The organism is Clostridium estertheticum, from assembly GCF_026650985.1.
Classification (GTDB): domain Bacteria; phylum Bacillota; class Clostridia; order Clostridiales; family Clostridiaceae; genus Clostridium_AD; species Clostridium_AD estertheticum_C.
This window is the reverse complement of the sequence record NZ_CP086239.1, coordinates 4,663,025-4,681,984: the sequence shown is the minus strand read 5'-3', so window position 1 is coordinate 4,681,984 and position 18,960 is coordinate 4,663,025. Positions and strand designations below refer to the sequence as shown.

Genomic DNA, 18,960 nt, shown 5'->3' with positions numbered 1-18,960 from the left:
CTATATTACCTATAGTTCTCTTTTATTATTATCTATTATTTGTTTTAAGTCACCCCAATTTAATTTTGAAGCCTTCATTCAAATTTACCCTTCTAAATTTAATAAAACTAGCACATTTTGCTAAATGTAATCATATTATCTATATAAGGACTAATATATGGTGGTGATATAATGAATTTTCTAGGACCTTTTTTAAGAGTCAATACATTGAACAAAAACAACATAAGAAATCAATTTTTCTACTTATCAAAAGAATCATTAAAAGATATAGTTTTTGACTCCAAATGTGGTGTATATATTCCGGCACGAGATTTAAGATCTAAATCTTTTTCTAAGGTTGATATTAACACAATTAATTTAAATTCTCCACTTTTATGTGTTTACAAAAAAGCAGATGCTAAATTAAAAATGAAAGAAGGAACATTAAATTGGAATGAAAGCAAGGTTAAAAAAGAAATAACCATTAATAGCAATGCATTCATGACTTTATCATTATTAGAACTCGTAGAATATTATCGTAGCTTTAAGAAAATAGATGATACGAAATATGCACTAAGCTCTCTTTATCTTAAGTTATGCAAAGAACAACTAGAATTTTATGCTTCTTATTTTCGAAATAAAGATGGTCTTTTTGTAGATAAAAAAGATATAACAGATCCTATGCAAGAAGAATTTACTTTTGAAGATAAAAACACCAAATTCAAGTTTTCTGATCAAGCTTTTATGATGGCTGCTTACTACAAATACTCTTCTTTTGATAATGATGAACAAGAATATGAAAAATTTGCTTTAGACATCCTTGATATGTTCACTTTGTATAAAGAAGAAATTTACAATGTTTCATTTGAAGAACTCAACAAGATATGCTTAGCCCTAAACATTTTTTACAAGTACTCCGGCCTCGAGAAATGTGAAAATTTACTAATAGATTTTCTTGATTTACTTATCGATCAATATAATACTAAACCCTCTTTAATTATTAATGCTAAATTAGATTACTCCTGTATGCTTTTTATAAATTGTACACTTATGTATAATAGTACTTCCATTCATAAATTCAAAGATACTAGTGATGACTTATATGAAAAGCTCGCAAAATTATATGATAGTGAAAAGGGTTTATTACTAAAAGAAAGCTCCGAAAAAGAAGTAACTTTTACCTCTGATGAGATTATGCTCTACATTTATAGCTTAATGTTATATTCTGATTCTAATACTATAGATGATAACTCAAACATGCTTCAAGATATTTTCAAGCACCAAATTTTGGACTCTGGCATAGTCTTAAGTTGGCCTGATTCTCCATCACTGGATGATTCAGAACATTACAGAAATTTCTCGCTTAAGTCTGAAGATCTGATCCAAGACGATAATTTCAGAGCGCCAGAGGCTCCAACACCTGAAAATAATGAATTAGCATCAATATTCATCAAAAATATAGTATACAACAAACGTAAAGAAAACTTTAAACAAAGTAAATCATCTTTTGATAGTAGCAAAAATATGTTTATATTTTTCTTAACAATATTCTTTCATAATCAATGATGTTATTATCTAATAATTTTTCTCGGATTATGCTATAACTAAAAGTATATATTGCTGGAATGCTTTCACTTCACCTTGTTCAAATGCATTCTACGCAATATATACTTTTGTTAGCATAATCCGAGAAAAAAATCTTATTCCTCTAAAAAATAGAGCATAAAAAATTTCTTAATTTAAAATTAATACATTTAGGTTAAGTTCCTAAAAATTATTATATATTATTTTGTAGCATCATTGTCCTTATAAGCATAATCGAATTTTAGATTTCCACCTTTAGTTGTGTAAATATCTTTGATATTTGATTTTTTACATATCACTGTGTTTGCTATATATACAGGTATACATGGTAAATCTTTTGCGAGTATTTCTTGTGCCTGATTATAAATTGTTACTTTTTTATTATTATTGTTTTCCATTAATGCTTTGTCTATAGTTTTATCATAATTTGCATTTTTATATCCATATATATTATCTTTTGAATTAGCTGTCCACTTAGAAAAGAACTTATAACCGTCTCCGTATTCTTCATCATTTCCTGTAAATTCTATGTTATAATTTCCCGAATTTATTACTTTTTTAAGATCATCTTTTTTATAACCAGTACAAACTACATCTATATTTAAATATTTTTTTATACTTTTAGCTATTTCTCCACTTATCTTAGTATCAAAATTTTTATTTTCATACACCATAACTAATTTTTGTTCTTTATCATAAGTACTATTTTTTAAAAATTCTTGACCTTTAATTTTATTTCGAGATTCATCAAAAATTAATTTATCACTATTATCAATAAGACTAGTATAAGGGGTATAGTTCATTGTCGGAACCGCCAAGTCTTCTGATAAAGTTTCTATTATTAATTTTCTATTTATTATTTCATTTATTGCATTCCTAAAGTTTTGGTCTACTAGTCCTTTAGCTTTTAAATTAAAATTCAGATAATACCTACTTTGTGTAGGTTTAACTTCAGTTTTCTTTTCATCACTAAGAGTACTTATTTCACTTATTGGTGGGCTTACAAAGACATCAATTTTTGAGTTTGCACTATCTCCATTAGTTTCAAAGTCAGCAAGTGCTTTCTCATCTCCAATTACTGACGTAAACAACATTTCACTGCTAACAATTTCATTTACCCTCCAATATTTTTGATTTCTTAGTAATGTTATTTCCCCCTCCTTATTTATGTTTTTTATAATAAATGGACCGCTATACTCAATTTGCTTATAGTTGTCTTTCCAATTTTTCATATTCGTATTATCATCTCTTAAAGTAAAAACCGGATTACTAAGGATATTAATAAAGTTATCCTTTGGGCTATTTAACCTTATCTCTAGACTTAAATTATCCTTTGATGCTACTATCCCAACTTTATCAAACGCTACTTTTCCCATACTAAACTCTTTAGCTCCAAATATACAATATAATTGCTCTGAAAAATTATTTCCTTTTTCCAATAAAACATCATGAAAAAATCTTACAAAATCTGTAGCTTTTATATCTGTCCCATTACTGTAATGAAGATCCTTTCTTAATTTGAATGTATAACCTATTTTATCTTTTGAAATCTCATATTTTTCTGCCATTCCAGGCACTATTTTCCCATCTTTATCTTCTCGTACTAATCCTTCAAATAAAACTAATAACAAGTCTTTTTCGCGAATATTATCATTATCTACCATTAACAAATCTGATGGTAATTCTCCTAAATTGTAAACTAAATATTTCCTAGATATTGAAGTTGTCACTTTTTTTTGAACACATCCACTAGTAAACATTATCATAAAAATTAAAATTACACATAATATTTTTTTCATACCTACCCCCTGTCTTAGCCGTAGTTAAATAACTAACAAGTTAGTATTTTGATATACATTATTAAAAGTATTAACCTTTAACATATGAAATAATCAAATGTATGATAAAAGTGTAAATATTTTTAGAAATATAAATTTGATACAATGTATTGTTAGTAGGAGGACTAGTAGAGTTTATGCTTTCGTGTCAAATTTATTAGAATGTTCAGTCTCACCCAATTTTTTAATAAGTTTTTCAACCAATTTTGTAGAATTTAGTGCTGCCATTTCTATATTACTTTCAAATGTTTCTAAGGCATTCTCGTCTGCATTATCTGACATTGAACGAATAACTATAAAAGGAATATTATTTACATAACATGTATGAGCTACACTAGCACTTTCCATATCAACACACAGCGGATTAAAATTTTCAATTAAACCTTCTCTTTCATTACGTTCAACAAATGCTTCGCCAGTAATAATCCTTCCAAAATGAAACTTGCTTGTACCTGATAAATCCTTAGAAATATCTTCACATATATTTAGCAGTTCGACATCTGACCTGAAATATATATCTTTCATCCAAGGATGATATTCTGTTAAGATTCCATTTGCAACATCGTGATATGCAACCTCATTTGAAACAACTGTGTCTCCAATTCCAAGTTCTCTATTTAATGCCCCTGCAACTCCTGTTAATACAATGTGAGTAACTTCAAATTTACTAATTAAAATTTGTGTAGCAATAGCAGCATTAACTTTACATACTCCACAAAATGCCGAAACTACCTCGACGTCTTCATATATTCCGGAATAAAATTTTAACATAGCATGTTCCCTAATTTTTTTATTTAATATTTTATTTATAAAAGGCATTATTTCTCTTTCAGCAGGTCCTAATACACCTATTCTCATAGCTTTACCACCCTCCCATATATGATATATATAAATGATGTTTACTCTACAAATTAGAATTTGTGTATATGCTAAAATATTTTTTTAATGCAGTAACATCCATAAGAAAAAATTGGTCTGCATTATTATTAACCATATTTTCTAACTCTTTAATATTTACCCATCTTAAATTTTGAGTTTCATTTGTTTCAACTAATAAATCTCCATTGGCTTCACATATAAATACATTGACTATAAGAGAATAAGCACCTGATAGGTTTTGAGTAGTACAAAACGGGGTAAAACTAATTGTTTTATTACCATTTACAATTGTTTCGATAACCTCATCTTCGCCGTGTATGCTTGTTACATCCATCCCAGTTTCTTCTTTTACTTCACGGCGTAATGCACTAAATATATTTTCATATTCTCTAATTTTACCACCAGGTATTTCTAACATACCATTTTCTTTTCCACCATCTACTTTTTGTCGTTCTTGTATTAAAATAAACTCCTTTTTATTTACGTGTTTTTTTAAAATTACACTAACTGCTGGTGTTGCAAAATGTTCTACCATTAAAGTTTCATCTACCTTTCAAATTATGATTTATCGAGTTGTTTTATAAATAATTCATACGCAGCATTATTTTACAATCTTGTATGTATCGTATTATTGCAATACATATAATATTCTAATAACACATTTTCTACACCCTTCAATTGTTTCCTTCTTAATTTGTATAATAAATTAAACTAATCCTATATTTTTCTATAACAAACATATTAATTTTTCTTTAATCTTCTAAAACAACAAAAAAATAACACCGACATTAAACCGATGTTATTTATGAATATTAATCAGAATGTAAATAAAAGTTAACTACCACTTTACTTAGAAATTACTATAACGAAATTTCAGTATCTAAATTAATTTCATTATTTTCTATTCTTTTCTTTAAATCCTTAACTCTCTCTTCAATTTTCTTAGCTATTTTTATAAATTCCTCGTCAGATTTTCCAGTAGGATCATCTAATCCCCAATCTTCCTCGTACCTATGTGCCACAATTGGACAAACTACATTACAACCCATTTTTATTACAATATCAGCCTCTGGTATATCATCAATTAATTTTGATGTATGAGTCTCATTCATATCTAAATTATATAATTTTTTTATTATTCTAACTGCATCTTGGTTAATTTTAGGTTTAGTTTCAGTTCCTGCAGAATATGATTCAAACACAGATGACCCAAACTTTTTTCCCAAAGCCTCGGCCATTTGAGATCTACAAGAATTGTGAACACATATAAATGCTACCTTTGGTTTCATACCACCATTCTCCTTTATATAAATATATGGTAATTTATAATTTCCCTCAAAGCTGTTACAGCGACCCAGGAGATGATTTAATTAGCCTGAGGGAAGATAAATTCATTTGATTAATATACTAAAATTAAACTTTCTCTTTTGAAAAATATTTTCTTTTCCAATGTAATGCAACATTAACTAGTCCTATCATTACTGGAACCTCAACAAGTGGTCCAATAACTGCTGCAAAAGCTTCCTTGGATTGTATTCCAAATACTGCTACTGCAACTGCAATAGCAAGCTCAAAATTATTACTTGCAGCTGTAAATGCTAGTGTTACTGTTCTTTTATAATCAAATCCTTGTTTATAACTAATAAAGAATGACACTGAAAACATAATAACAAAATAAATCAGGAGTGGAATAGCTACTTTAATTACATCTAAAGGAAGTTCAACAATATATTGTCCTTTATAAGTAAACATAACTACTATTGTAAATAGCAATGCAATTAAAGCGAATGGGCTAATCTTTGGAATAAACTTCTTTGTATACCACTCAGTTCCCATTTTAGGTTCTAGAACTGCTCTTGTGAGGAATCCGAGTGCAAATGGAATTCCTAAATAAATTGCAACAGAGGAGGCTACCGCTCCCATTGAAATATTAACTTTATACCCAGTAAGTCCAAATAATGGTGGTAATACTGTTACAAAAACATATGCAAATACTGAATAGAATATTATTTGAAATATTGAATTAAAAGCCACTAATGCAGCAGCATATTCACTATCTCCACCTGCTAAATGGTTCCAGACTATTACCATGGCAATACACCTTGCAACACCTATTAATATAAGTCCTGTCATCAAACCCGGATCTGACCTTAAAAAAACTATTGCAAGTATAAACATTAATATTGGTCCAATAATCCAGTTTTGTACTAAGGATAAAGTTAAAATTTTTGGACTTTTAAATACCTTTCCAAGTTGTTTGTAATTAACCTTTGCAAGTGGTGGATATAACATTACTATTAGTCCAATTGCAATAGGTATTGATGTATTACCCACTGATAGTTTTGATAAAACAACTGCTGTTTGTGGTACTACCCAGCCGAGCAAAATACCCACTGCCATAGCAAGGAATATCCATAGGGTTAAGAACCTATCAAGTAATGCTAGTCTTGGTTTTGTATCCATATTACTCCCCCCTTTTATTCTAATAATCCATTTAACTTATCACCCTTAATTTCATCATCAGGGCTCCAAGGAATAACTGCAAATTTACCATCTGCATGTGCATCAACTTTGTTAATCCACTCAATTTCATTACTTGCTTTTGCGGCTAGTAACTTATTGGTTGTACCTGTCTTGTATAACGATGAATTAATAACCCACCATTTAGTTGAAATCGTTGCACGTATTAAATCTTCTTCTAAACGTTTTGCTTCATATACTGGTGTAGCTTCAGCCAGTGTCACTATTATAACTTCAGTTTCATCTGCATTTCGAAGCCTTGGTAATAATTTTTTAACCGACTCTGGTATGTCACCTTGTGAGCGTTTAATTTCTTGGTTATAACTTTGCGTTGAATCAAGTAACAATAGAGTATGACCTGTTGGAGCGGTATCAATAACAACAATTTGATCTTCTGCTTTATCAACTATTTCAGCAAAAGCTCTAAACACTGCAATTTCTTGTGTACATGGAGAACGCAAATCCTCCTCAACATATGCAATATCTTCGGATGCCATTGTTTCTCTAGCTTTTGAAAGAACCTCATCTTGATATTTTTTTAGTTCAGCATGCTCATCAATGTGACTCATAGTAATGTTACTGTTTTCTTTAATAACATATTTAAGATGAGCTGCAGGATCAGTTGTAGTAAGGTGTACCTTTTTCCCCTTTGCTGATAATCCGAGTGCAATAGCTGCTGCTATTGTAGTTTTACCTACACCACCCTTACCCATGGTAAATATCACCTTTTTATTACCTTTACATAAGTCTTCAATAACATCCTTTAGAGTTGGAATGGTTTTTGCATTTATTTTCTCGCGACGTAAACTATAATTATCTTTGGTAAGAAGTGCCCTAACATTATCCATTCCTGTTATATTGTAAGCTCTTAGTGGTACCATATAAGTCCTAATTTTTTTTAAACCCTCTGGCATCTCGCTTAAAGATTTTTGTTGTTTTTGGTAAAGACTTTCAGATACACTATCATCGAAAGAACTCATTACACCATTTATTATCATTGTTTGATTATTAACGCCGATTTCAGATAATTCTTTTGATGCTCTTTCCGCCTCTTTAAGTGGTGTCATTTCTGGCCTTGAAATAAGCACAAGAGTTGTTAATTCTCCATTTGCTAATGTCTCTACTGCCTTTTTATATACTTCTTTTTTACTCTCAAGTCCTGAAAGCTGGCCTAAACATGAGGCACCATGTGTGCTTTCACTAATAAAGCTACTCCAAGCTGATGGTAATTGAAGCATTCTAAGTGTATGACCCGTTGGTGCAGTATCAAATATAATATGGTCATAATCCTTTTCAAGTTTTTCATCTGTTATAAATTTTGAAAATTCATTGAATGCGGCAATTTCAACAGTACATGAACCAGAAAGCTGTTCTTCCATATTTTTAAGAACAGCCTCGGGCAACTTGCCACGATAAGGTGCAATTACACTTTCTCTGTGCTCAGCAGCGGCCATAATTGGATCAAGGTTAGCAACAATAAGATTTGGTACTTCCTTAATTGGAACGCCCTTATTTGTAAGTTCTGTGTTAAAAACATCCTGCAAATTTGATGCAGGGTCAGTACTTATAAGAAGCACTTTTTTTCCTCTATCAGCAAGGTTAACTGCAGTAGCACAAGCTGTTGAAGTTTTTCCTACACCACCTTTACCTGTATAAAATAAATATTTTGTAAGTTTAATATTTTGTGGATTAAAAATTTCCATGTTATTAAACACCTCCCGTTTTATTATCCATCTATTTCTGTATTTTATTTTGTAATGCATTTTCTTTAAATGTAAGTATTAGCAACATCCACCATCACAACCACAGCCTTTCGATGGCTTTTTTATAGATGGTTTTTTGATAACTGATTTTAGTGAACTTACTTGCACATCTAACAAACTTGCAAACTCTTCATCCGTTGGATATGTCTTTGTTTTTACAACAACATCATCCACCATTGTAACTGGAAGTACATCTATTCCTGACTCATTTAACATTTTATTTATTGTTTTATTATCAACGAACATCTGTGGGTTACCTGATAAATTATATCTTTCAACTAAAACACCATTATTTTTTAAGTTATTTATTATCGAAGAAACTCTTAATAGTTGTCTATCAACTCCTGGTCCACAAACTCCTGTTGAGCAACACATAGCTGGTTCAAATATTATCATTTTTTTCATATAAAACACTCCTCTTATATTTTTTTATTTGCATTCTTTTTTAGTCTTATCATTACATATACATTCATCTTTATCTGTAACAAGATTCATAAGAAATAATATAAGTTTATTACAGTTATTATTGTTTAGTGAGTAGTAACTCCATAGTTTCTCTTTTCTGCATTTTACAATTTCATTGTCAACTAATACCTTCATATGATGAGAAAGCGTTGGCTGTGTAAATTCAAAATGCTCTAGTATATCACAAGCACACTTTTCGCCACAGGACAAAAGATCAATTATCTTAAGTCTACTAGGATCTGAAAGTGCTTTAATAATCTTTGCATTATCATCATAATTGTTTTTCACTTCATCGCCCCTTATATTCACATTCGTCTATATATAATATACATCTTTGTCTATGGTATGTCAATATACTAGTATATAATCCAATATACATTTATTATTATATTTACATTCTTCTATATATATTCTATTCATTCTCTCATTAAGTGTTCCCATATTTTTTTAAAATAACCTAGACATTCAAAAAATTTAATACTATAAATATAAAAGGCAAATCATATTAGTTAATATGGTTTGCCTTATACCTGCGACTATAAACAATTATTATGATGTGAATTAATCTATTCCTATTACTGTACTTCTACGCTCCATAAAAACTACATCGTGCCATTTGCTATTATTAATTTTAGCAACTTTTTCTCTCCTTCCAATTTCCCTAAACCCACATTTTTCATGCAATTTTATACTTGAAATGTTTTCTCTTATAATTCCGGACTGCAAAGTCCAAAACCCATTTTCTTCTGATAATTCAATCAAACTTTTTAAAAGATTTCTCCCTATTCCTTTACCTCTATGATTTTGTCCAATATATATACTAACTTCTGCTACTCCCTTATAAACACATCTACTTGAAGTTGGACTTAGTGCTCCCCATCCTAAAACATCATTACCTAATCGAGCTACTAATCTGCATGTCTTTACATGTCCATTATTCCATTCTTCAAAGGTAGGTACTTCAGTTTGAAAAGTTGCTTTACCTGTATTAATACCTTCAAGATAAATCTTTGATACCTGCTTCCAATCTGATGATAACATTTCATCAATCTCGTAATTCATACTATTTCCTCCCTTATTTTATTCCTTTTACCAATGCTCCTGCGAAAGCACTGTCAGCCATTTCTATATCAGAGCTATTATATTCATCCTGCAAATTTTTGCTTTTTATAATAGACTCAATAGTATCTTTGGTATAAATATTAATAGGATTGATTTCAACATTCTTAAATCCAACCTTTAATAAAACATTTCTATATTCTTCAATTGGTAGCGCTCCAGCAATACATCCAACCCACATCTGTGCATCATTCTTAATTTTTTCTGATATATCTTTTAAAATAACTATATCTGCAATTGCCAATCTTCCACCTGGCTTTAAAACCCTATAGGCTTCACTAAGAGCCTTTTCTTTGTCTTCACAAAGATTAATTACACAATTAGATAATATAACATCAATTTTGTTATTGTCTATTGGAATATCTTCGATATATCCTTTGAGAAATTCAACATTTTCCACTCCCATCTTTTGTTTGTTAGTATTTGCTAACCTGAGCATTTCATCAGTCATATCAAGTCCATATACTTTACCAGTGGAGCCCACATATTTTGAAGCAATAAGAACATCAATTCCTCCCCCACTTCCAAGATCTAAAACAGTTTCACCATTCTTTAGTTCACCAAATACTAAAGGATTAGCACATCCTAAAGAAGCATTAATAGCTTCTTGTGGTAAATTATCCAAGTAGTCTAAGTCATAAATATCAGAATTATTGTTACTACAACAAGATGAAGAACATTTGCAATTACCTTTTGTCTCTTGATTAACTCTGCTGGCGATTCCTCCATAGTATTTTTTAACTTCTCCTTTTATATCACTCATAGTTTTTTACTCTCCTTTTCATTACAACATTTATTTACATTAACTACATCAACTAAGATTTGTAGGCTCTCCAGAACTTGCTCCCTCTTATCTACAGGAACTAAAGAAATTACATCAGTATAATAATCTTCCATAGTTTTCTCGATTTCTCTAAAGATTTCTTCTCCTTTTTCAGTTAACTTTATTTTTATATATCTTCTATTCTCAGTGTGAACTTCTCTAAGTACTAAACTTTCATTTACAAGGTTATTAATAGTTCTGCTCATAGTACTTTTCTCTAAATTAAGTAATTCTGCCAGACTATTTAAATTTATTTCCTTCGCTCTTCCGATTTCTACTATTGCATGACACTGAGCAAGTGTTACACCGCAACAACAAGACTTGTTTCTCTCAAGTAAACCAAGATTTCTAACCAATATTCTTACAATCTCCCTTAAATCACTGCTCTTTACGTTATTCATCATCTTCACCTCTAATACATTGTATAACACAACAGTTGTATATTGCAACATTAATCTTTATCTTTTTTTCGACATAAGTTACACATTCTTATTAAATATTTTAATTATGTATTTAGGGTAATAAATCTATGGTTTCTCTCACTAAAAATTCTTCAATAATTACTTGACAAATAAGTTCATAGGGAATACTATGCTTATATACTCATATGGGCATATAAGCATGACATTATCATAATTAACTTAAAGGATGTGAAAGTAATGGAAAATTTAACAAATTTATTTAAAGTTTTATCTGATGAAACTAGACTTAGAATTTTAGTCCTGTTATATCATAAAAAACTCTGTGTATGCCAAATACAAGGAATATTAGAAGAATCTCAGCCTAAAATTTCAAAACACTTAGCTAAACTTCGAGATATGGGCTTTGTAAAAGATGAAAGGCAAGAACAGTTTATATATTATTATATTAACAAGGATAATGAACTTCTAAACGAATTATTAGAAAAAATAATTTCAAATTCAGAAAATTACACAACGATTCAAACTGATCTAAAAAAGCTTGATAAGGGTGATCAATACATCGAAATATTTAAAACTAAATGTAATACTAATAAATAATTCTATATCAATAATTCAAAATATTATGCAGGTAGGTGACAATAATGAATGTAATATCGCAAATATTTACCTGGCTAAATAATGAGGTTTTAAAAATGACCTGGCTCTCAAATCTTATTCAAAGCTTTGTAGAAAACGTATTTGGCCTATCTATTAAAGAAAGGCTTGGTGGAAGCGTACACTTTTTTATCTATGACACTATAAAAATATTTATACTGTTATCAGTGTTGATTTTCCTTATATCCTATATTCAAAGTTATTTTCCACCAGAAAGAACAAAAAAAATTCTTGGAAATATTAAGGGCATAAAGGGAAATATATTAGGAGCCTTACTTGGAACCATTACACCATTTTGTAGTTGCTCTAGTATCCCAATATTTATAGGATTTAACTCAGCAGGACTTCCACTTGGAATAACTTTTTCCTTCCTTATATCTTCACCACTTGTAGATTTGGCATCTTTATTAATCTTAATGTCTTTCTTTGGTGCTAAGATTGCTATAACCTACGTTGTTGTAGGATTAATTTTAGCAGTTATTGGTGGAACTATTATTGATAATTTACATCTTGAAAAATATGTAGAAGGTTATGTAAAAGAAATAAAAAATGTAGATGTAGAAGTAATTGATATGACAAGGCCTGAGCGAATATCTTATTCAAAACAGCAGGTTAAAGATACAGTTCATAAAGTTTGGCTATACGTTTTAATAGGTGTTGGTATTGGTGCTGCGATACACAATTGGATACCTCAATCAATAATTAAAACTGTAGTTGGAAATAACAATCCTTTTGCAGTGCTACTCGCAACTGCTGTAGGTATACCAATGTATGCTGATATATTTGGCACATTACCAATAGCAGAAGCATTATTTCAAAAAGGGGTAGGGATTGGTACAGTATTATCCTTTATGATGGCAGTAACAGCGCTTTCACTTCCATCAATAATTATGCTTAGTAAAGTTGTAAAACCTAAATTACTGACTATATTTGTAGCTATAGTTGCAACGGGTATAGTTATAATAGGATATTTATTCAATGCATTTTCATTCTTATTTGTTTAAGAAATAATAAATTATAAAGGAGAAATATTATGATAATTAAAATTTTAGGTTCAGGATGTTCTAATTGCAAAAAACTAGAGGAAAATACTAGAAAGGCAATAGATGAGTTAGGTATTGTAGCAACTATAGAAAAGGTTACTGATTTTAAAGAAATCATGGCTTATGGAGTTATGAAAACGCCTGCTCTAGTAGTCGATGAAAAAGTGAAAATTATAGGAAGAGTTCCATCACCCGATGAAATTAAAAAATATCTATAATTAAATGTACTTTAGAAGATGAAACCATATTATATGTAATTTACATCGTTTTATTTGAATATAATGATATCAATCGAAAGAAGGAAAAATGATGAATAACATATTAACCATAATATTAATCCTTTTAATAGCTTATATACTATATCCTAAAATAATGATTAGGTTTAATAAAAATGTAAAAAATGTTTCTGGCCAGGAAGTTGTTAAACTTATACGCGAGAATAAAAATCTCATTATTTTAGATGTACGAAGTAAAAGCGAATACCAAACAGGACATATAAATGCTTCTAAACTAATGCCGGCCAATGAAATTGCTTCAAGGATTTCAGAGCTGGAAAAATTCCGTGGCAAACCAATTTTAGTACATTGCGCATCAGGTGGTAGAAGTCCTAAAGCAGTCAATGTATTACTTAAAAATAAATTCGGTCCAATATATCATATGAATCATGGACTATCAGATTTTAATGGTAATCTAAAAAAATGACTTATGTTTTTATTGCAGTAAAATAACAGAAAAAAGGAGCACAATGTGCCCCTTTTTTCTGTTATTTATTGATGATGATGTTCACCATGGTGATTGCAAACTACATCTTTATTTTCTAATGTTCCATTAATATATTCTTCAATTACCTTTGAATATTCTCCAGATGCTCCTTTTATTACCTCAAGACCATTTTGCTCTAAGCCGCTTATTGCTCCTCCACCAATTCCACCAGTAATAACCACTGTTGCTCCTTGATTTTTGAGTAAATCTGCTAATCCTTGATGCTCATGTTGAAGCTCAGCTGCTGATATTTCTTCAGTACTTATAACTTTTTTATCTTCTATAGTAACAATAACAAAACTTTTGCTCATTCCAAAATGTTGATTCACCATACTACCATTATTAGGTATTGCTATTTTCATAAAATATTACCTCCACTTTTTATTTTTTTGTCTTTTTAATAATTTTATTAATAATATTTTCAGTTATTTCTGTTAATTCATCATTTAACTTGTATTCGCCTTTATTAGAAATATTGACTATTTCCCTACACATTGGAATTTCTCCAAGTAAATCTAAATCATTTTTATTTAAGAATTCGTCTATGTTATCTGAATCAAACATTTTTATTTTCTCCGTGCATCCTGGACAAATAATATAACTCATATTCTCTATTAATCCTATTATATCGATGTCTAGCTTGTGTGCCATATTTACTGCTTTCCCAACAATCATAGATACTAAGTCCTGTGGTGTTGAAATCATTACTATTCCTGTAACTGGTATTGATTGCATTACTGTTAGAGCAACATCACCTGTGCCAGGAGGCATATCTATAATTAAATAATCAAGCTCTCCCCATATTACATCAGTCCAAAACTGCTTAACAACACCAGAAACTGCTGGTCCTCGCCAAATAACTGGATCATCTTCATTTTCCACTAAAAAATTCATTGAAATAACATCAATACCCTCAGTAGTTTTAACCGGTATAATACCCGATTCATTCATAAAAGGTTTAACATCTTTAATACCTAATAATCTTGGTATACTTGGACCAGTAATATCTGAGTCCATAAGACCAACCTTATATCCTTTTTTATTAAGTTCCTGTGCAATAAGAACGGATATTGTTGATTTACCTACCCCACCTTTTCCACTCATAACACCGATAATATTTTTAACTTTATTTAATGGATTATTTTCTATACCACATGTTTCTTTATTATCACATTCGCCATTTGACGGACAACTTTCACACTCAGCCATACATAATCGCCTCTTTTTTTTATTTGTCATATGCCATTTATATTGTAATACTATTATTCATTATTGTCAAATGCCAATAATCTTTTTAATAAAATCTCTTATAAAACTATTTATCAGAGATACTGTGTTTGTTACATTGCCTCTGACAAAAGCTACTTCGTTTATTACAAGACACTTGCTCAGATCCACATGATGGGCAAATCTTCCTATCTTCTTCATATTTTATTTCGTAAGTATTTTCGCAAGATAAACATTTAAAATTGCATACATTTCTTGTGTAATTTCCACCACTTATATTTATTGCTTTCCCCTCTATTAGAGCTATGGCAATCTTCTTCCTTGCACTATCAATTATATTCTGAAAAGTTTGTCTTGAAACGAGCATTTTCTTTGCACATTCTTCCTGATTTAAATCTTCAACGTCCTTAAGCCTCATGGCTTCAAACTCTTCAACCTTTATGAGTATTTCTTCAATTTCACATTTTCGTCTTCCTGCTGGTACAAAGTATGTATACTCGGGTAAATTCTCTACACGTCTATTTTTCACTGGTCTTGACATAAATATTATCCTCACTTTTCAAATACTATTTTCAGTGGCATATGCTATATAAAATTTTACAACTGATTAACATCAATGTCAAATAACAATGATAGAATATCAAAAGAAGAAATGATTAAAACCTGCGCTAGCGCTAATTTTACACACCTTGAGTATGTATTTATAAATACGGACCATTATGGGGTAAAATTCAAATTAATATAATTGAATTTAAAAATATGCTACCTTTATTGATATCATATTTTTTATAGAACGGAGTGATAAAATGAATAAATACACAAACCAAGGACGCCGCTCCCAATCATTATAAAAATAGGATTTACCTTCCACTTTCTAAGAATAATAATTGCAATCGTAAATAGTCCCACCGATATACCATCTATATTTTCAGTGTTACTTGATATACCCTTCCCATTCCAGAATGCTAATATTAACAAAATTAAACCTGCGGAGCCTATCATTGCTATAACAGCTGGTCTTAGTCCATTCAAAACCCCTTGAACTATAAATAAGCTTTTATATTTGTAATATAGATAAGCCAGAAAAAGAACAATAACGCAAGATGGGAAAACGCACCCTATAGTTGCCACGATTGCACCTGGCACTCCTGCAATTCTTGTACCTACAAATGTAGCACAATTAATAGCTATTGGTCCAGGCGTCATCTGAGATATTGTTATAACATCTGCAAATTCGTTCATTGATAGCCAACTGTGTATAGTAACAACCTGATTTTGAATTAATGGCATAGCAGCATAACCACCACCAACACTAAATAATCCAATTTGAAAAAAGCTCCAAAATATTTTTAGGTATATCATTTTAAATCACCAATCTTTTCTACGTGCTTTGAATAATAAATAGAAATAGCTCCCATTATACCGCTTATTAAAATTATTATAATAACATTAATATTTAGAATAAATGTAGCTATAAAAGCACCTATCATAATCATAATAGGTAATGATTTTTTTTCTTTAAAAAGAGAAATAACCATACTAATTACTACATCAATAATAACCGCTGCAACTCCGGCCTGCATTCCGCGCAGTATATATTTAACAATTAAACTATCCCTAAATGCTGTGTATGCTACCGATATGATTGATAATATAATTAATGGCGGTAATACTGTGCCTATTATTGTTATCATAGCACCTAATACTCCTGCCAAACGATAACCTACTATTATTGCTGCATTTACTGCTATTGCACCTGGTGCTGCTTGTGCAATAGCTGCTAAATCAAGCATTTCTTTTTCTTCAATCCATTTATATTCATCCACAAATTTCTTTTTCATAAGAGGAATAATAACAAACCCTCCACCAAAGGTAAATGAGCTTAAATATAAGGTTGAGGTAAATAACTTTAAATAGAATTTCACATCTTTTTTCATTTAATTCCACCCCCAATGCCAATTATAACTCTTGCAAAACTATACGTAAAATACTATTATATAATCATATACATAACCAAACAGTTATGTATGTGGGGAGGATAATTAATAATGAACTTAAGACATATGAAAATATTTGTTGCTGTTTGCCAAAACAGTAGTATTACGCTAGCTGCAAAAAAAATGTATATTTCCCAACCTGCGATCAGTACTGCAATAAAAGAAATGGAAAATTATTATGGTGTTAAATTATTTGACCGTCTATCTAAAAAGCTTTATCTAACCGAAGTTGGAAAAATTGTATTAAGTTATGCTCTTCACATAACATCTCTATTTGATGAATTAGAAACAACGATTCAAAATTCAGATTCAATTGGGGTCCTTAGAATCGGTTCTAGCATTACTATCGGTACTCATTTAATGCCAAACTATATAAAACAATTTTCATCTAGATATCCCAATATTCAAACCTTTGTAACTATAAATAATTCTGATATAATAGAAAATTTGGTAATAGATAATAAATTAGATTTTGCTCTTATTGAAGGAGTAATTCACTCCAAGAATCTTATTTCCAAAAGTTTTTTAAATGATGAACTTGTAGTTATATGTAGTTTAAATAATCCTCTTTTAAAAAAAGAAGTCATTTCAGTTAAAGATTTGGAAACTCAAAAGTTTTTAATGAGAGAAAAAAATAGTGGCACACGCGAACTTGCTGATTCTGTCTTACTACTTCATGGATTTTCTACTGTTCCAATATGGGAAAGCATAAGTACAGAAGCTATTATAAATGGCGTATCTAATGGACTAGGTATAGCGATACTTCCTTTACGCTTAGTTCAGAATTTTATACAAAATGGTACTATTAGTAAACTAAATGTAGTGGATATTAATTTAAAACGCAAATTTTATATTATTTATCATAAAAATAAGTTTTTAACCACTTCATCTATAGAATTTTTAAAACTCTGCACAGAATAACCATGTAATTCTTTTATAATCTAAAACAAAAACAATAAAAATACCACACTTCTATAACAATTATAGGGGTGTGGTATTATAAACGAAATCTCCACTTAATTGGAGTCATTTAACTTTTTATAAACTTTAACATTACTAGAACTTATACTCATTTCTTTTATTCAGATTATAAAATAATGAACTGGAATGTTGTTAAACAAATTCAGAAAATCTTTGGATTTTTTCTTTTAGTTCTAGAAAATTAATATATCTTGCTTGTCTTACTATCTCTTTTCCTTCTAAAAACATAATAACCGCAGGAATAGTAAATATTCCAAAAACACCAGCTACAGATGGCATGTTTTGGATTTCTACATGTCCACTCATAACTTTAGGATGTTTTTTAAGCAGTTCCTCAATCATGGGTAAAACGTCATCACACACACCACATCCATCTGATGAAAAATACAACATAACAAATTTGTTTTCTTTAATAAAATTTTTTATATCGTCTATAGAACTTAAATTATTCATTCTTTTCCTCCCTTTTTAATTACTCTAATCAAAATTTCAATAATTACACCGGCTCCAATTCCTAGGCTGTATGCTAATAAGTCACTCCACAAAAATCCATATCCTAGTGCCAATCCTCCAATTGTTGTGTTTCTAATAGTATCTATCCAATTAGCATGATACAACTGGCTTGATTCAATAATATAACAAAATAATATCCCAATTATTGCAACTGACTTTGTTTTCATCTCTCTAAAAATAAATCCCAAAGCAAGAAAAATCATTAATGCCCACAGAGCATCACCCAAATATGTATTCAATAAATCTGGAATAAATTTAGCCATCTTTCTTGAACCTAATCCTAAAATAATTACAACCATTGTCATCGCAGCATACAATAATCTATTACGTTTATATATCATAATTTATTTATTCCCTCACTAATTTTCAAACTTAACAACCTCCCTACGTA

The 18,960-nt window shown here is 29.9% G+C and carries 24 protein-coding genes; 6 read left to right on the top strand and 18 right to left on the bottom strand.

Annotated features, from left to right (window positions below; translation table 11 throughout):
* Positions 1-171: 171 nt before the first annotated feature.
* On the top strand, positions 172-1,545 hold the full coding sequence (locus tag LL038_RS22395) for a hypothetical protein (RefSeq protein ID WP_216120904.1): 1,374 nt from the start codon (positions 172-174) through the stop codon (positions 1,543-1,545).
* A gap of 218 nt (positions 1,546-1,763) precedes the next feature.
* On the opposite strand, the gene LL038_RS22390 is transcribed toward LL038_RS22395, so the two are convergent.
* The 11 genes from LL038_RS22390 to LL038_RS22340 form a co-directional block, all read right to left on the bottom strand.
* Entirely contained in the window at positions 1,764-3,362 is a 1,599-nt protein-coding gene (locus tag LL038_RS22390; RefSeq protein ID WP_216120901.1) for a peptide ABC transporter substrate-binding protein, read from the bottom strand.
* A 174-nt stretch (positions 3,363-3,536) separates the two neighbouring features.
* The gene (locus LL038_RS22385) at positions 3,537-4,259 is read right to left on the bottom strand and encodes a 5'-methylthioadenosine/adenosylhomocysteine nucleosidase (protein WP_216120899.1); all 723 of its coding nucleotides are present in this window, start codon (positions 4,257-4,259) and stop codon (positions 3,537-3,539) included.
* Positions 4,260-4,305: 46 nt separating this feature from the next.
* Positions 4,306-4,815 (bottom strand): NUDIX hydrolase, encoded by a 510-nt coding sequence (locus LL038_RS22380; RefSeq protein WP_216120897.1) that lies wholly within the window; start codon positions 4,813-4,815, stop codon positions 4,306-4,308.
* A gap of 325 nt (positions 4,816-5,140) precedes the next feature.
* The gene (locus tag LL038_RS22375) at positions 5,141-5,569 is read right to left on the bottom strand and encodes an arsenate reductase ArsC (RefSeq protein WP_216120895.1); all 429 of its coding nucleotides are present in this window, start codon (positions 5,567-5,569) and stop codon (positions 5,141-5,143) included.
* A 124-nt stretch (positions 5,570-5,693) separates the two neighbouring features.
* On the bottom strand, positions 5,694-6,743 hold the full coding sequence (gene arsB, locus LL038_RS22370) for an ACR3 family arsenite efflux transporter (RefSeq protein WP_216120893.1): 1,050 nt from the start codon (positions 6,741-6,743) through the stop codon (positions 5,694-5,696).
* A gap of 14 nt (positions 6,744-6,757) precedes the next feature.
* Positions 6,758-8,503 (bottom strand): arsenical pump-driving ATPase, encoded by a 1,746-nt coding sequence (gene arsA, locus LL038_RS22365; protein WP_216120891.1) that lies wholly within the window; start codon positions 8,501-8,503, stop codon positions 6,758-6,760.
* Positions 8,504-8,581: 78 nt separating this feature from the next.
* Positions 8,582-8,968 (bottom strand): arsenite efflux transporter metallochaperone ArsD, encoded by a 387-nt coding sequence (arsD, locus tag LL038_RS22360; RefSeq protein WP_216120889.1) that lies wholly within the window; start codon positions 8,966-8,968, stop codon positions 8,582-8,584.
* Positions 8,969-8,992: 24 nt separating this feature from the next.
* Positions 8,993-9,316: an ArsR/SmtB family transcription factor gene (locus LL038_RS22355; RefSeq protein ID WP_216120887.1), complete on the bottom strand. Its 324-nt coding sequence runs from the start codon at positions 9,314-9,316 to the stop codon at positions 8,993-8,995.
* Between the two features lie 273 nt (positions 9,317-9,589).
* Positions 9,590-10,090: a GNAT family N-acetyltransferase gene (locus tag LL038_RS22350; protein ID WP_216120885.1), complete on the bottom strand. Its 501-nt coding sequence runs from the start codon at positions 10,088-10,090 to the stop codon at positions 9,590-9,592.
* 13 nt (positions 10,091-10,103) lie between these two features.
* A complete protein-coding gene (arsM, locus tag LL038_RS22345; protein ID WP_216120884.1) occupies positions 10,104-10,910 on the bottom strand; it encodes an arsenite methyltransferase in 807 nt (268 codons plus the stop codon).
* Complete coding sequence (locus LL038_RS22340) at positions 10,907-11,371, bottom strand: MarR family winged helix-turn-helix transcriptional regulator (protein WP_216121004.1); 465 nt, start codon at positions 11,369-11,371, stop codon at positions 10,907-10,909. The genes arsM and LL038_RS22340 overlap by 4 nt, the downstream gene beginning before the upstream one ends.
* Before the next feature lie 258 nt (positions 11,372-11,629).
* Here LL038_RS22340 and LL038_RS22335 point away from each other — a divergent pair, with 258 nt between their 5' ends.
* The 4 genes from LL038_RS22335 (at position 11,630) to LL038_RS22320 (ending at position 13,791) form a co-directional block, all read left to right on the top strand.
* Entirely contained in the window at positions 11,630-11,989 is a 360-nt protein-coding gene (locus LL038_RS22335; RefSeq protein WP_216120883.1) for an ArsR/SmtB family transcription factor, read from the top strand.
* Positions 11,990-12,033: 44 nt separating this feature from the next.
* Positions 12,034-13,050 carry a permease gene (locus LL038_RS22330; protein WP_216120881.1) on the top strand — a complete coding sequence of 339 codons (1,017 nt, stop codon included), beginning with the start codon at positions 12,034-12,036 and terminating at the stop codon, positions 13,048-13,050.
* Positions 13,051-13,079: 29 nt separating this feature from the next.
* Complete coding sequence (locus LL038_RS22325; RefSeq protein WP_216120879.1) at positions 13,080-13,307, top strand: thioredoxin family protein; 228 nt, start codon at positions 13,080-13,082, stop codon at positions 13,305-13,307.
* A gap of 91 nt (positions 13,308-13,398) precedes the next feature.
* The gene (locus LL038_RS22320) at positions 13,399-13,791 is read left to right on the top strand and encodes a rhodanese-like domain-containing protein (protein ID WP_216120877.1); all 393 of its coding nucleotides are present in this window, start codon (positions 13,399-13,401) and stop codon (positions 13,789-13,791) included.
* Positions 13,792-13,856: 65 nt separating this feature from the next.
* Here the strand turns inward: LL038_RS22320 and LL038_RS22315 are convergent, their stop codons facing one another.
* The 5 genes from LL038_RS22315 to LL038_RS22295 all read right to left on the bottom strand — a co-directional run bounded on the left by LL038_RS22315 (position 13,857) and on the right by LL038_RS22295 (position 17,015).
* Positions 13,857-14,213 carry a NifB/NifX family molybdenum-iron cluster-binding protein gene (locus tag LL038_RS22315; RefSeq protein WP_216120876.1) on the bottom strand — a complete coding sequence of 119 codons (357 nt, stop codon included), beginning with the start codon at positions 14,211-14,213 and terminating at the stop codon, positions 13,857-13,859.
* Positions 14,214-14,232: 19 nt separating this feature from the next.
* Positions 14,233-15,060 (bottom strand): Mrp/NBP35 family ATP-binding protein, encoded by an 828-nt coding sequence (locus LL038_RS22310; protein ID WP_216120873.1) that lies wholly within the window; start codon positions 15,058-15,060, stop codon positions 14,233-14,235.
* Positions 15,061-15,166: 106 nt separating this feature from the next.
* Positions 15,167-15,619, bottom strand: a complete 453-nt coding sequence (locus tag LL038_RS22305) for a DUF134 domain-containing protein (protein WP_216120871.1) — start codon at positions 15,617-15,619, stop codon at positions 15,167-15,169.
* A gap of 245 nt (positions 15,620-15,864) precedes the next feature.
* Positions 15,865-16,440, bottom strand: a complete 576-nt coding sequence (locus tag LL038_RS22300; protein ID WP_216120868.1) for a chromate transporter — start codon at positions 16,438-16,440, stop codon at positions 15,865-15,867.
* Positions 16,437-17,015 carry a chromate transporter gene (locus tag LL038_RS22295; protein WP_216120866.1) on the bottom strand — a complete coding sequence of 193 codons (579 nt, stop codon included), beginning with the start codon at positions 17,013-17,015 and terminating at the stop codon, positions 16,437-16,439. The genes LL038_RS22300 and LL038_RS22295 overlap by 4 nt, the downstream gene beginning before the upstream one ends.
* Before the next feature lie 111 nt (positions 17,016-17,126).
* Here LL038_RS22295 and LL038_RS22290 point away from each other — a divergent pair, with 111 nt between their 5' ends.
* Positions 17,127-17,996: a LysR family transcriptional regulator gene (locus LL038_RS22290; protein WP_216120864.1), complete on the top strand. Its 870-nt coding sequence runs from the start codon at positions 17,127-17,129 to the stop codon at positions 17,994-17,996.
* A gap of 192 nt (positions 17,997-18,188) precedes the next feature.
* Here LL038_RS22290 and LL038_RS22285 read toward each other — a convergent pair whose 3' ends face one another.
* Positions 18,189-18,509, bottom strand: a complete 321-nt coding sequence (locus tag LL038_RS22285) for a thioredoxin family protein (RefSeq protein WP_216120862.1) — start codon at positions 18,507-18,509, stop codon at positions 18,189-18,191.
* Positions 18,506-18,910: a DUF2809 domain-containing protein gene (locus tag LL038_RS22280; RefSeq protein ID WP_216120860.1), complete on the bottom strand. Its 405-nt coding sequence runs from the start codon at positions 18,908-18,910 to the stop codon at positions 18,506-18,508. Before LL038_RS22280 ends, LL038_RS22285 begins: the two co-directional genes overlap by 4 nt.
* Positions 18,911-18,960: the final 50 nt, after the last annotated feature.

Excerpts from the sequence above, each read along its gene's own strand:
- LL038_RS22375 (WP_216120895.1), bottom strand. The coding sequence starts at position 5,569 with ATGAAACCAAAGGTAGCATTTATATGTGTTCACAATTCTTGTAGATCT.
- LL038_RS22320 (WP_216120877.1), top strand. The coding sequence starts at position 13,399 with ATGAATAACATATTAACCATAATATTAATCCTTTTAATAGCTTATATA.
- LL038_RS22395 (WP_216120904.1), top strand. The coding sequence starts at position 172 with ATGAATTTTCTAGGACCTTTTTTAAGAGTCAATACATTGAACAAAAAC.
- LL038_RS22335 (WP_216120883.1), top strand. The coding sequence starts at position 11,630 with ATGGAAAATTTAACAAATTTATTTAAAGTTTTATCTGATGAAACTAGA.
- LL038_RS22390 (WP_216120901.1), bottom strand. The coding sequence starts at position 3,362 with ATGAAAAAAATATTATGTGTAATTTTAATTTTTATGATAATGTTTACT.
- arsD (WP_216120889.1), bottom strand. The coding sequence starts at position 8,968 with ATGAAAAAAATGATAATATTTGAACCAGCTATGTGTTGCTCAACAGGA.
- LL038_RS22310 (WP_216120873.1), bottom strand. The coding sequence starts at position 15,060 with ATGGCTGAGTGTGAAAGTTGTCCGTCAAATGGCGAATGTGATAATAAA.
- LL038_RS22290 (WP_216120864.1), top strand. The coding sequence starts at position 17,127 with ATGAACTTAAGACATATGAAAATATTTGTTGCTGTTTGCCAAAACAGT.
- LL038_RS22340 (WP_216121004.1), bottom strand. The coding sequence starts at position 11,371 with ATGAATAACGTAAAGAGCAGTGATTTAAGGGAGATTGTAAGAATATTG.
- arsA (WP_216120891.1), bottom strand. The coding sequence starts at position 8,503 with ATGGAAATTTTTAATCCACAAAATATTAAACTTACAAAATATTTATTT.
- LL038_RS22300 (WP_216120868.1), bottom strand. The coding sequence starts at position 16,440 with ATGATATACCTAAAAATATTTTGGAGCTTTTTTCAAATTGGATTATTT.
- LL038_RS22315 (WP_216120876.1), bottom strand. The coding sequence starts at position 14,213 with ATGAAAATAGCAATACCTAATAATGGTAGTATGGTGAATCAACATTTT.
- LL038_RS22305 (WP_216120871.1), bottom strand. The coding sequence starts at position 15,619 with ATGTCAAGACCAGTGAAAAATAGACGTGTAGAGAATTTACCCGAGTAT.
- LL038_RS22350 (WP_216120885.1), bottom strand. The coding sequence starts at position 10,090 with ATGAATTACGAGATTGATGAAATGTTATCATCAGATTGGAAGCAGGTA.
- LL038_RS22280 (WP_216120860.1), bottom strand. The coding sequence starts at position 18,910 with ATGATATATAAACGTAATAGATTATTGTATGCTGCGATGACAATGGTT.
- LL038_RS22330 (WP_216120881.1), top strand. The coding sequence starts at position 12,034 with ATGAATGTAATATCGCAAATATTTACCTGGCTAAATAATGAGGTTTTA.
- arsM (WP_216120884.1), bottom strand. The coding sequence starts at position 10,910 with ATGAGTGATATAAAAGGAGAAGTTAAAAAATACTATGGAGGAATCGCC.
- LL038_RS22380 (WP_216120897.1), bottom strand. The coding sequence starts at position 4,815 with ATGGTAGAACATTTTGCAACACCAGCAGTTAGTGTAATTTTAAAAAAA.
- LL038_RS22385 (WP_216120899.1), bottom strand. The coding sequence starts at position 4,259 with ATGAGAATAGGTGTATTAGGACCTGCTGAAAGAGAAATAATGCCTTTT.
- arsB (WP_216120893.1), bottom strand. The coding sequence starts at position 6,743 with ATGGATACAAAACCAAGACTAGCATTACTTGATAGGTTCTTAACCCTA.
- LL038_RS22325 (WP_216120879.1), top strand. The coding sequence starts at position 13,080 with ATGATAATTAAAATTTTAGGTTCAGGATGTTCTAATTGCAAAAAACTA.
- LL038_RS22285 (WP_216120862.1), bottom strand. The coding sequence starts at position 18,509 with ATGAATAATTTAAGTTCTATAGACGATATAAAAAATTTTATTAAAGAA.
- LL038_RS22295 (WP_216120866.1), bottom strand. The coding sequence starts at position 17,015 with ATGAAAAAAGATGTGAAATTCTATTTAAAGTTATTTACCTCAACCTTA.